Here is a 12,570-nt window from a genome sequence, read left to right as displayed (position 1 = left end):
GCTCATAGCCCTATAAAGTCTATATTTTGCCTTTTCATTATTTTTAATGAATCCTCATGAAATGAGTCCGGGTATCGGACATTGGGCATATCTGCAAAATAAGGTTTTGGGCTTTTGGGGAGATAATCTGAAACATGCATGCTATGTTGAGCACGATCCCGAAGGTACTGTAGATATGATTCGTTATGTTGGTCTGAAGCAGAAACGGTCCATTGTAAAGCCAGTTTGGCATTGTCAGGTACTTTATCTGGATAAGTGCTTCTATGAGTTATTCTGTTATCCCATAGGATAAGATCACCAGCCTTACTCATGATAACTTTCTCGTATGCTTGTGGGGTATTCAGCATGCTTTTTACAGTCGCTTGATCTAGTCGATGAGAAAAGGGGATTAGAGTTATCCCTCCTCCATGTTCAGGATCATTGTCCTGCAAATAAATCGCACATTGCATAAACTGTAATGGCGTATCAGGATTGATTACCTCATCAGGTAGAAAATACGCGTCATTATGCCAGGGAATATAAACACTTTCTCGGATTGTAAAATTAGGAAATAAATAGAAATTTCTACCAAAAATTCCCTTGATAGCTGTCACTGCCTTCTCTTTCAAAATAGTATGAAACACGGCTGGATATTTCAATATATCTGTCGGGAGAAGTGTTGAGAGATTATTTTCATCGGAGATTTTTTTATAAAATTCTCTGACAATGCTAATCTCTTTTTTATTTATTACTTCTGGGATTACAACATAACCCTGCTCGTTCATTTTCTGGATGATATTCATATTGATTTCCTCAGAGAAATTAATCATTAGTTCCATGTAAACATGTCGAAAATATCACTCAACTTTTTCATATTTTTGAATAACTTCTTGAAATGTAATTCCAAGTTGTTCAAACTCTTTAAAGAAACTCGGAAATGAACAATGAACATCTTCATAACCATCAATACAATTAGCTTGCCGGCAACGTAATGATGCTACAAACAAAGACATAAAAATACGATGGTCTCCCCAGCTGGAAAGTGTACAATTTCCGGAGTAGGATGAATCGCCATGAATTTCGAACCCGTCATAAACATCATTTATAATCAGAGGCCTAATTCTGACACCTAATTTTAACAATTCGTTTACCATTGCTTTTATTCTTGGCGATTTATGCAGTCGGGTAATAGATCCTCCGGTAATCCTGAAACAGCCATCTACATAAATTCCTATTGAAGCGAGAGTAGGGACAATGTTAGGACAGTTGCTGACATTAAATTCATAATTTCCAGTCAGTTGACATTTTTTATTAATCAGCCGAATTTCATTTCGTTGATCATTGCGAATAATCTCCAGTCCCATTTTTTCAACAAATGTCAGGATAGCCTGTTCGCCCTGTAAGCTCTTGCTATTGATATTCCTGAGTATCAGGTCACATGGAAACAGGGTTGCAGCGGCAACAAGGTAAGAACATGAAGTATAATCGCCTGTTATTGTATATTCAGCAGCATTATATTTCCCGGGAAATACTGTAAGTCGGGAGTAATTTTCATTATGCTGAAATTTGATACCTGCTATTTTCAGAATTTCTAATGTCTGTTGAATATATGATAATGACAGGATATCCCCTTTGATTTTGACCGTAGTACTTTTCTTCGCAAGGGGAGCTGTAAACAGGATTGCGGTAATAAACTGGGAACTGATGTTTCCTTCTATTTCACATTCTCCGCCAATATAACCGCCCCAATTGATGAAAGGGGCTTTCCCGTTCATATGAATACTGGAAATATTTCCGCCCAATTCAACAAGAGCATTAAGCAAAGGCTCCATCACACGGGTTCTGAGAGTAGCGTCACCCGATATCACAGCGGGAGTTTCACTGTGGCAAGTGAGGGCGGTTATCACACGAAAGACTAACCCCGAACCGAGGGCGTCAATGACTTTTTTCTCAGGTCTAATTTTCCCGCCAGTACCATAAATAATTAATCGTTCAGGTTCCTCAATAATTTGGGCTCCGATACTGCGGCATGCTTCCTTCATTGTATTGGTTTCCAGACAACGCAAGTCATTATTAATAATTGACTTGCCATCAGCCAGGCTGGCGGCCAGAATAGCTCGTTGAGTTTCTGGTTTCGATGATGGTATATAGGCAGAATGAAGAAGATAATTACCTGGATTAACAGCCAGATATTTTAATGACGACATAACTTTAATTTCCCTTTCATAATGATAACATTACAGATACGTGAAATTGACTGATTTTTGGTAACCAAGATGAAATAAAATGTACAACACACTCTTATGTGAATTAATTTTCAACCATATTGTTAAATTTCAATTGGTTGTTAATGCCTTATATCGTACGGCTGTTTTTTCAGGAAAAACAAACACCATCAGATAAAGCGACGTTAAAATAAAACCCCCATATTTTTACCTACCATGTAAATCCGAAAAATTCTACTTTATAGATCTTAAATGGCTTGTATACATCATTTTTAAAACTCAATTAATTCAAATTTACTTTATTTATCAGTTGATAAAAAATTAAAAATATAAGACATCAATTTCTTTAAATGCATAATTAATTTCATGCAAAATAAGCTTAAAAAGATATTTTTTATTGATATAGCTGCAAAAAAATAAAACGCATACACCATTCACACTCTGCTTAAGGGATAACGCCCTGTCCCTTAAATTTTTCCTCTCCGCCGATTTGACTACTTTCCTTTCGACATCATCTTCTGCATCACTATCTGTCCGAACATGCCGGCTGACTGCCTGACCTGTCCCACACCCTGATTCATCATGCCGCTGATATCGCCCATCCGCACTCCGGCCCAGGCCAGTGCACCCAGCCAGACCATCGGCAGGACAATAAACAGCATCCCCATCACCAGCGCCATAATGAGATCATCCGAAGTGTTCTGTAACCCGGCCAGATTAAACAAACTGTGGGTTTCTGAACCGTACAGCGCATCCAGCAGAAAGCTGTCCAGCCAGCGGGCCAGCTCCCACCAGAAGGTGAGGAAATTCAGGGCAAAAATCACAAACGTCAGCGTCAGGACGGTCTTAAATTCATAGGCAGCCAACAGCAGGATCAACGGCAGCAGGATATACAGGGCCATCAGGAGAACGGCCTGCACCATCGGCAGCGCCTGCCGCACGGCATCCAGCATCGGGTACGCGAGCAGGCCACCCAACATCACCCCCGCAGAGGCCCCGGCCCGGTTAGAACCGTTCCAGACGGTAAAATCGGCATTACCGCCATAACCGGCATAGACATACCCCTCCTGCGATACCGTCAGGTTGACCGGACTGACCAGACGACGGATCACCGCCGCTTTATATTCACGGCTTTCTTTTCCCAGCATTTTCAGGGCTGCTGACAAACGCAGCCACAGCCCCGGATCGGCCTGTGCCAGCACCCGGGCTTCCAGTCCGGTTTGCGGGGCTGACCACCACACTTTACAGGTGGGATAGCCACCCCGCCCGGTATTCGGCCGGCCGCTGTCCCGGCTCTCTATCCACGGGAAATGCGCCCGGGGTGTGCGTTATGCTTGCAACAAAACATAAAGCATTGCTGATTTTCGATGAAGTATTAACAGGATTCCGAGCGAATATTGGCGGAGCTCAGAAAGACTATGGTGTTATTCCCGATATTGCAACATATGGTAAGGCATTCGGCGGTGGAATGCCGATTGCGGGGATCGCTGGTAAAGCTGAATATATGGATGTGATTTCACCACGTGGACCTGTACAGATAAGTGGAACAAATACAGGTCGATATTTGTCTGTTTCTGCCGCTTTGGCAGTTATCGAACATTTAGAAGATGGTGTTGCCTACCAGCATGTTGCAAGTTTGGAAAGCCAGCTCATAAAGAATCTGAGGGATATATTTAATAAGCATAATATTCCGTGCTATATCGACGGTTATGGTGGCAGAGTTGGAGTCCATATTGGAACCTCAGTACGCCCAAAAACAATGAAAGATATAGAACAAACCTACCCTGTTAAATTCGCACATAAATTGTTCCGTATGCTGTCAACAGAATACAGCTTATACGGTTTTTTATTACCTCTGACTTATTGCCCAGAGCCCGTGACACTGTCTACTTCGCATACTGCAGACATGATAGATAGTGTGTGTGATCGTCTGGACTCAGCTCTGACTAGGCTAGAATACCATGATAATTAAAGATACACGCATGATGTTTATCCGACGCTTTAATGCCTCCGATATGGGAGCTGTCCTTAAACTTATTTCACAAATTGAGTCTACAGATGATCTCGTTCAGTCTGCGCGCACTCAATTTATGCGTGAACTGGAAGATCCCCATGATGAAGAAGCACGATTTGTCGCAGTTAAAGGGGATTTGGTTATCGGGACAATGGGGTGTAGCCCTGGCTCAATACCATCAAAGCACGCTCTTTGGGCTGACTGGTTAGTTGTTGATCAAAGCTATCGTCGATACGGTATAGCCTCCTTGCTCTATGACGAAATTGAGGCGTTTGCGTTAAGTCTCGATAAAAAATATTTGTGTCTGGATATTGGCAATATTGACAAAGAACGTGCTGCATATCGATTCCATCTTCGTAACGGATTCCAGATAGTCGGGCAGATTCCGGATTATTGGGGGAAGTCTGAGCACCTAAATATAATGGCAAAATACCTTATTTAATAGGAGGCGCTGTATGGCTGTTCTTAGCAATATTACTGAGTTGGAAGTCTTGCCAAAGACTACCGAACAAGTAGGCTGACAATTGGGCTATGTCATGGATGTTTTGATATTGTCCATATCGGGCATATTCATCATTTTCAACGGGCCAGTTTACTTGTTGATCGCCTTTTCGTATCCATTACCGCAGATAAGTACGTCAATAAAGGAGCTGACCGACCTATTTTTCTTGATAGTCATCGTGCCAAATTCTTCGCATCAATTCGGTACTGTCATCATGTCATCGTGAACCATACACCAACGGCTGAATTTATGCTCTCGATTCTTCGTCCTAATGTGTTCTTTAAAGGTGCAGATTATGGTGTTAGCACAGATCCAAGATTGCAAGCAGAAAGAGAATTGGTTGAAAGTCATGGGGGAAGGATAGTTTTCACTGACAGCAACGTGATGGATTCGACATCGCGGATTGCAAAAATAATTATGCACGAAAGTATGTGAACAGTGGAGATAAAATGCAAACACTTTTATTGGTTGATCTCGACGGTACTCTCATTGACACTCCACATTACGAAGCTTGGCGTAATACAGCACGTCAAATCGGAGCCAAAGAACTTACCCATGAGGAATATCTTGTCAACATAGCAGGACGGCCTCGTTTGGAAGGAGCAACCAGACTTCTTGAACTAAAAAAGGACGGTTTGTCAGTTGGTATAAAGAGTAGTGGTGAATTAGCGGAAATTAAACAGATGGAATTCCTCCGGCTTTCTGTAAATTCCCGGCTTTTTGATGATGCGCTAAGGCTAATAAAACGACTCGAAACATCACAACAGTGTGTCAAATTTTATACAGCCTCGCAAAACGCATCTTACTTATTCGATTCTATGCTGCGTAAGGCTGGAATATCTTTCAATCAGTAGATTGAAGTACAGCAAAAGCAAGGCCAGACTCGAGAGGAGTTGTTTCAGGAGCTCAGCAAAGAGCGTGGCCCAAAAAGTGTCACTCTTATTGATGATTCTCCACATTCTGTCGATGTGGCTTGTAATCTTGGGATTCGAGCCTATCAAATCCATCGCAATGAACTTTTGCCTGTAGCTACTGACCCATGCGCTTTTATCCTTCTATCACTCGATAACATTACAATTCCGATTCTTGACACAATATAAGGAAATGATATGACTCACTACTCAACTATTTTGATAACAGGTGGAGCAGGATATATAGGTTCACGGTTAGTACCTAAACTATTGAGTGCAGGCTACAAGGTCAGGGTGCTAGATGCCGAGTACTTTACCAACGGACTGAGTCTCTTTTTTGATCATCCTCACTTGGAGTTCATTAAAGGTGATATCCGTGATAAAACGCTCGTTGAGAATGCCTTACAGGGAGTCACAACAGTCATACACCTTGCTGCGGTTGCAAATGATCCCAGCTTTAACTCCGACCCAGAAGTGAGTCGATCTATCAATAGTGATTGCCTTCCTCACATTATGGAAAGTGCTAAACGTCAGGGATGCAGACGTTTTATCTACGCTTCATCAGCGAGTGTTTATGGCGTTAATGATCAACCGATTGTCGACGAAAGCCAACCGTGTGTTCCCATTACTGATTACAATCGATATAAGGCAGAAGGTGAAGCCGTTCTTTTTGACCTGACAGATTCGAATTTTGAAACCATTGCAGTCAGAGCTGCGACAGTGTGTGGTTGGTCACCAAGGCAGCGCCTTGATCTGACGGTGAATATTCTGACTGCCAGCGCACTTTCACAAGATAAAATTACTGTTTTTGGTGGGAGCCAATACCGACCCAATGTTCATATCTGTGATTTGACTCGACTATATACAATGCTTGTACAACGTGATTCTCTTGGTTCACTCTGTGGGCGTGCCATTAATGTCGGTTATGAGAATCACACTGTCACCGACATCGCATTACAAGTTAAAGAGGTTGTTGATCGTTATTTTTCGACTGATGTGCCTATTACAACGACATCCTCTAATGATGTGAGATCTTACCGGCTTGATTCTGGCTTGGTGCAGAAAGAACTTGGGTTTCAGTTTGTTTATACAATCCGGGATGCTGTTTTAGAAATATGTGAGAAGTGGCAATCAGGAGATTTTATTGATAGTACCGATGTCCTCAAAGATCCTCGTTACCATAATATGTTGAATATGAAATATACAGATTGGTCTTTCAACCCATCAAGGAGCCTTCTGTGCTGATCATCTCTTATGGAAAAAACATGAAATTGTGACTGAAATCAGCCCAGACTCGTCTGCATTTATTGCATGTATTACAACGTTGGCTAATAGCTTTATTGGCCTACGTCCACATGTACCCATGGCATCTGAACGGACTCAAAGAGTACAGATTCTTATGGACAGGGTATATACGTCAGGAATTGGCGTTTCACGTGAGATAGTGTCATTGCCTGCACCAAGAATTCTCCGGCTCTATGACGTAGAAACCAGTGAATCAGCCAGACATCAAGACAGGAAAACGGCAAAAATCTCCTTATCTCTCGATGCGGCATCTGTCACTAGCACAGAATATTTGCATGTCAGAGGAGAAGAATTCGAGTTGAAAGTGAAGCAGTTTATTGATGTTCCCAATAAAAAGAAAGTTTCAACTATTATAGAATTGCGGCAGATAAATACTAAAACACCAAGACGATTGCGGCTGGACTATGGTCTTGATGCCTCTGCGGTTAATGAATATTTAGGTACCTCTCCATGGTTAACTGCACGTCATTACAATATTGGTCAGTGTCATTTTAGCGAACATGGTTTTAGCGTTATTGTTACAACAGAGAACGACAACTAAGCTACGACGTTCAAGTCAGGCAACCGCCATTTTCTTCTGGCTTCGCAACTACATGGGCAGACTCAGGGAGGAGCTGCACCACATCAGTCACTTTCGATTTTTCTATGAACGAAAGTCATCAGCTATTTACACACTGGCAGATACGTTCAGAAGAAGATAGCTTGGGATTTGGAATATCGTCTTCTCCATTTGACATCACAACTTTCCAAAGTGATCACCAAACCCGATGGACCAAGATATGGGAAGAGCATGATGTAACAATCAATGCACCCAATGAATCAATAGAACTCGGCATTAAGTATGCAATCTTTCAGCTTTTACAGCACGGTATTGATTCATATAACCATATGTTGGGTTTTATTTCTCCGGCACGTGGCCTGACCAGCTCTTACCATTCAGGAGCAACTTTCTTTGATACAGAGCTTCACAAATGTATATTTTGGATCTGGAATGATCCGCCAGTCGCAAAAACACTTATTGATTACCGATATCACTGCATGGAATCAGCGATTGAATTTGCAAAATCTACAGGATTTTCTGGTGCTCGTTTTCCTGAGGCTTCGAATGATCGTGGAACAGAGAATGGGCCTCATTATGTGCTGTCTTATCCTGATGCTGACATGGTACGAGAATGGAGTGTTGATGAAGTATTGCACATTTCTGCGGATGTCTGCTATGCCTTATACAGGTATTGGTTGGCAACCAATGATGACACTTATATGAATATGCGTGGTTATAAGATAATCGCTGAATGTGCAAGATTTGCAGCATCCGTTTTCACATGGTCTGATGAAAAACAGGCATATGTCATCAACTCAGTGATGGGACCAGATGAATATCATTATCATGTCGATAATAGCTTCTTCACGAACTATCTTCTCAGGTGGTGCATTAAGTTCGCTCTTTCGCTAGTTGATGATAAATTTTTCCCCGGGATTTCTGTAACCGAGGTCAAAAATTGGAAAACAATTAGCGACAACGTATATCTCCCCTGGATGATGATTGATGGTGTCGCTATTCCTGAAGAGTTCGATGGATATTCAACTCTTGAGGAAACGGGGCTGAGGAATGAGAAGAAGCGAGGGCCGCAGTTCATGGATGACAGTGAACGCTCTTCTGCTGCACAGCTGGAAAATTTCACTTCCAGAGTCATAAAGCAGGCTGATATCGTTCTACTTATGTCTATGTTTCCCGATGATTTCTCTGATGAAGTTAAGAAAGTTGCATTCAAATTCTACGAACTTCGTACTGTTCATGAATCATCATTGAGTTATGGTCCTCATGCTGTGCTTGCGGCCGATATTGGTGAGGCAAACGAGTCTGCCGACTTTATATCACGAGCAAGTCGCTATAATCTAGATTTCACTCCTATCTCGGATTACAACAATGGATTGCATTTGTCAGCTTATGCGGGAGCATGGCAAGGGCTTGTTGAAGGTTTGGCCGGACTTCGTGTTGACGGTGAAAGACTTTATTTTTGTCCCCGATTACCATCCCATTGGAATTCCTATCAATTCACCGTCTATTTTCGAGGAAAACGACTGCTGATCAAGATACTTGCAGATGGCATAGCCGACATTTATAGCGGAGATAAGAAATTGATTACTGAATATTGCTCAGACGGGCGCATATCTATTTGCGGAGAAACAGAATGACCTCATTCTCTGAACGTGCATCACCTTATTCCGATGTATTCCGTTCCTCATCCTTCCGTAAGCTTCTGATTGGTCAAGGGTTGTCAATGATAGGTGACGCCGTCTGTCTGGCGGCCCTGCCCATTGCCCTGATCCATGCCAAACTTGGTGCAGGTGTTTTCGGCATTGTCATGGCTGCGGTAGGGATAGGTACGGTGATTGGTGCTCTTGCCGGAGGGGTACTGGCAGACAGAAAATCACCGAAACATGTGCTCATTGCTACAGACACCGCTAGGGGATTGGCGCAAGTTGTTGCAACTGTATTAATCATGTCAAGTGCTCCGTGGTGGGGGTTAGTCCTTGCCTACCTCATCTTCGGCATTGGTATTGGGGTTTCTCGTCCATGTGCCCAGGTTTTGCTAGTGAATCTGCTTCCCAAGCAGGCGTTAGTCGCCGGAAATGGTGCGATGAATTTTATCGACAACTTTGTAGCTGTAGTTTTTCCTGCCACAGTCGGTATTGTGATCATATTGTGGGATCCTGTATGGGGAATACTCATGGATGGGATAACGTTTTTCGCTGCAGCCTTTTTCACTGCGCTGATACCTGATATCGGGGTGCGTGGTTCAGACGATAAATTCTCCTTACGGGAGGTATTGAATGGTATCACAGTTATTACTGGCAATTCTGTTTTGTCACTTGGTTTTACCGCGACGTTGATCCTGAATGTCCTGTGTTTTCCCATCTTTTTGGTCGTTGCACCATATGCAATCAGTGATCGTTTCAGCGACACAATGTGGGGATTTTGTTTGGCTGCATCGGGAGCCGGCGCGTGTATCGGCTCAGTCGTTACAGTACTGACTTCGGGCCATCAGCGTCTAATATTACTTGCTGTGATCTGCGGCCTGTTTCTCTGTAGTGCAATGCTTTTGTTGGGGATGGGCAATTTTGCCTGGATGGCCATTTTGGGGGCAACGTTTATCGGGGTTGTTGAGGCGTCGTGGTTGACGGGTTGGGCAACGGCAATGCAAACCCTTTCACCGGAAAAAGATCTGGGAAAAGTTGTCGCTGTAGATACATTTGTGACCAGTGGCGCACACCCATTCATCTATCTTGGCGCAGGACTCTTTGGTGCCATGGTGGGATATTCTGAAACACTGACAATAACTGCCATCGTCAGTGCTGTGGGAATTACTGTCATCGCACTTGCTGCCATCACTCGAAGAACCTAAAAAAAGGCAACGACAATATGATCAAATGCAACAATATCCAAGAACAGGCACTAGACCTATCTGAACTTATCTTTAAGCAGTGGCGAAATGTTCTGGCAACGGGGGATTTCGTTCTGGGGGAAGAGGTTTCAAAATTTGAAGCATGGATGTCACAGTGTTGTGGAGGAACATATGCCGTATCACTTAACTCCGGTACTGATGCTTTACTGCTCTCATTGCAAGCTTTAGGAGTAGGGCCTGGCGATGAAGTTATAACTTGTGCGAATACGTTTGTAGCAACTGTCGGGGCAATAGTGGCTGTCGGTGCTACTCCTATCCTCGCTGATGTAGGGGATGATGAACTCCTTAACATCGACACAATTGCCTCGCTTCTGACTGAGCGAACTAAGGCCGTTATACCTGTTTATTTGCGTGGAAGACCTGTAGATATTGACCCGATTGTATCGCTATGCCGTGCTAAGGGCGTGTTTGTTATTGAAGACTGTGCTCAGGCCATTGGAACCACTATCAATGGCCACCAAGTCGGTACATTGGCTGATGCGGCGGCTTTTTCAATGCATCCATTGAAAACACTCGGCTGTTTCGGAGATGGTGGAGCTCTTATTACAACTAATCAGAAGATCGCCGAATATGCAAGACTTGCACGCAATCATGGATTGCAGACCCGCAACGAGTCTGTTTTGTTTGGCATCAATTCACGCCTAGATACCTTGCAGGCAGCCGCATTAAATATCAAGGCGCAATACCTGAATCAGTGGCTTCAACGTCGTCAAGAAATAGCGGCCTTTTATAATCAAGAATTATTCAACACCACGACAGGAATGGATCTTGGTGGAGGGAAAACGGGTAACTCCTATTATCACTATGTCGTTAAATCAAAAAATAGGGATAAACTACAACAACATCTTGGCAGAAATGGTATTGAAGCAACTATCCATTATCCGAAGCCTATTCATCAGCAACGCGCATGGCTGAATAGCCAACCTCATATCGTTCTTCCCAATACAGAGCGTTTATCACAAGAAATACTGACTATTCCTTGCCACCACCATCTTTCAGACAGTGATGTTGAGAGGGTTGTTATAGCAATCAAACAGTTCGATTTACTGAAAATTTGATAAAGGCGGGTCAGCGGCATCTATTACTGGCTGTTTTGTTCGTGGCATGGCTGCACGGTGAAAACCTCGGTCAAAGTGACCCATTTCCTGCCGCAGGCGGTGGTCTCCACCTATCACGCACCCGGCGGCAATCCGTGGTCTGAAATGGCGCAAATCAGCCCGTTATCCGGCGGACTGGAAAATGCGGTGACGGGGGCGTTATCCGGCCTGACCACCGGCGGCGGCAACCACACGGTTCAGGTTGCCGGGAAGCGCAGTACTCATCTGCGTTTCAAATACGCCGATGCCATCGGGCATCCCGCGACCACTCTGATTGGCGGACAAATCCCGGGGTATTCCTGTCGCAGTGCGGCCACACCGCTGATGCCCTATTTTCTCAGCACACTGGATACTGTCGCGTGGCGCAGCGGGCTGCCGGAGTCACTTTATCCTGAAGCCCTTATCCCTGGTCTGCGTGAACTGGGCTGCCAGCTGGCGGGCAATATGTGGGGCAATCTCTACCCCCGTTCCGGTTTTGTCACGCAGACCGATGAAGATAAAGCCGCTGCGGTGGTGGCACAGCGGGTGGCGGACATTATCACCCGTACCGGGCAGCCCCATGTTTATCAGCCGCTGACCGGGCAACGCCGTGACGGCTACTGGCCGCCGTCCCCGGTCAGCGAAAATACCGGCACGAAAAACCATCAATGGCAACGGTTGTCGCCACAGTTAAGTCAGTCCTGCGCGGTGTTTCCGGATGGCAGCCACACGGCCGCCAAAGACAGCAATCAGGCCTATGCCCTGTGGCAGCCCTACAGCTGTTGCCAGCGGCGCGGGCAACGTTTTTTCGGCAGTACGGACCTATAAGGAAAAAACAGGATGATAAGAAAACCGGGACTGCTGATGGTGGGCGGGCTGGCACTCGCTACCGCCCAGGTTCATGCCTCGGGACTGTCGGTTTCCTTACCGGCCGTCACTCACAGTGCGCTGGGCTATGGTGCACAGAGCAGCGGGGCGGTCTCCGATACGTTGTTCTACACCCTCGGTGGCGGCCCGGTGATTTCTGAGCCGGCCAGTCGCGCGGGGTCAGCCACGCTGGCCGGGCTGGAGCTGGGCTGGAGTTCGGATTT

At 44.6% G+C, this 12,570-nt stretch carries 11 protein-coding genes and 3 pseudogenes; 11 read left to right on the top strand and 3 right to left on the bottom strand.

What is annotated here, in order from left to right:
- Window positions 1-2: 2 nt before the first annotated feature.
- The 3 genes and pseudogenes from FE394_RS12445 to FE394_RS12435 all read right to left on the bottom strand — a co-directional run.
- The gene (locus tag FE394_RS12445) at window positions 3-782 is read right to left on the bottom strand and encodes a phytanoyl-CoA dioxygenase family protein (RefSeq protein WP_319926698.1); all 780 of its coding nucleotides are present in this window, start codon (window positions 780-782) and stop codon (window positions 3-5) included.
- A 54-nt stretch (window positions 783-836) separates the two neighbouring features.
- Window positions 837-2,186: a 3-phosphoshikimate 1-carboxyvinyltransferase gene (gene aroA, locus FE394_RS12440; protein ID WP_319926697.1), complete on the bottom strand. Its 1,350-nt coding sequence runs from the start codon at window positions 2,184-2,186 to the stop codon at window positions 837-839.
- Between the two features lie 512 nt (window positions 2,187-2,698).
- Window positions 2,699-3,532, bottom strand: a pseudogene (locus tag FE394_RS12435) (conjugal transfer protein TraG N-terminal domain-containing protein); the annotation flags it as partial.
- Window positions 3,533-3,534: 2 nt separating this feature from the next.
- On the opposite strand from FE394_RS12435, the gene FE394_RS12430 reads away from it, so the two are divergent.
- The 11 genes and pseudogenes from FE394_RS12430 to FE394_RS12385 all read left to right on the top strand — a co-directional run.
- Complete coding sequence (locus tag FE394_RS12430; protein WP_419836337.1) at window positions 3,535-4,176, top strand: aminotransferase class III-fold pyridoxal phosphate-dependent enzyme; 642 nt, start codon at window positions 3,535-3,537, stop codon at window positions 4,174-4,176.
- Entirely contained in the window at window positions 4,166-4,660 is a 495-nt protein-coding gene (locus tag FE394_RS12425) for a GNAT family N-acetyltransferase (RefSeq protein ID WP_319926695.1), read from the top strand. The genes FE394_RS12430 and FE394_RS12425 overlap by 11 nt, the downstream gene beginning before the upstream one ends.
- A 75-nt stretch (window positions 4,661-4,735) precedes the next feature.
- Window positions 4,736-5,155 carry an adenylyltransferase/cytidyltransferase family protein gene (locus FE394_RS19940; protein WP_419836338.1) on the top strand — a complete coding sequence of 140 codons (420 nt, stop codon included), beginning with the start codon at window positions 4,736-4,738 and terminating at the stop codon, window positions 5,153-5,155.
- A gap of 14 nt (window positions 5,156-5,169) precedes the next feature.
- Window positions 5,170-5,574 (top strand): HAD family hydrolase, encoded by a 405-nt coding sequence (locus tag FE394_RS12420; protein ID WP_319926694.1) that lies wholly within the window; start codon window positions 5,170-5,172, stop codon window positions 5,572-5,574.
- Window positions 5,575-5,829: 255 nt separating this feature from the next.
- Window positions 5,830-6,876 carry an NAD-dependent epimerase/dehydratase family protein gene (locus tag FE394_RS12415; RefSeq protein ID WP_319926693.1) on the top strand — a complete coding sequence of 349 codons (1,047 nt, stop codon included), beginning with the start codon at window positions 5,830-5,832 and terminating at the stop codon, window positions 6,874-6,876.
- Between the two features lie 28 nt (window positions 6,877-6,904).
- On the top strand, window positions 6,905-7,477 hold the full coding sequence (locus FE394_RS12410; RefSeq protein WP_319926692.1) for a BTB/POZ domain-containing protein: 573 nt from the start codon (window positions 6,905-6,907) through the stop codon (window positions 7,475-7,477).
- Window positions 7,478-7,581: 104 nt separating this feature from the next.
- Window positions 7,582-9,132, top strand: coding sequence for a glycosyl hydrolase family 65 domain-containing protein (locus FE394_RS12405; RefSeq protein WP_319926691.1), 1,551 nt, complete (start codon window positions 7,582-7,584; stop codon window positions 9,130-9,132).
- On the top strand, window positions 9,129-10,343 hold the full coding sequence (locus FE394_RS12400) for an MFS transporter (RefSeq protein ID WP_319926690.1): 1,215 nt from the start codon (window positions 9,129-9,131) through the stop codon (window positions 10,341-10,343). The genes FE394_RS12405 and FE394_RS12400 overlap by 4 nt, the downstream gene beginning before the upstream one ends.
- A gap of 17 nt (window positions 10,344-10,360) precedes the next feature.
- The gene (locus FE394_RS12395; protein ID WP_319926689.1) at window positions 10,361-11,461 is read left to right on the top strand and encodes a DegT/DnrJ/EryC1/StrS family aminotransferase; all 1,101 of its coding nucleotides are present in this window, start codon (window positions 10,361-10,363) and stop codon (window positions 11,459-11,461) included.
- A 6-nt stretch (window positions 11,462-11,467) separates the two neighbouring features.
- A pseudogene (locus tag FE394_RS12390) lies at window positions 11,468-12,307 on the top strand (TIGR03756 family integrating conjugative element protein); the annotation flags it as partial.
- Between the two features lie 12 nt (window positions 12,308-12,319).
- Window positions 12,320-12,570, top strand: a pseudogene (locus FE394_RS12385) (integrating conjugative element protein); the annotation flags it as partial.

Origin of the sequence: Xenorhabdus littoralis, assembly GCF_033949345.1 — a bacterium.
In the GTDB taxonomy this organism is placed as follows: domain Bacteria; phylum Pseudomonadota; class Gammaproteobacteria; order Enterobacterales; family Enterobacteriaceae; genus Xenorhabdus; species Xenorhabdus littoralis.
This window is presented reverse-complemented; position numbering and strand designations above follow the sequence as displayed.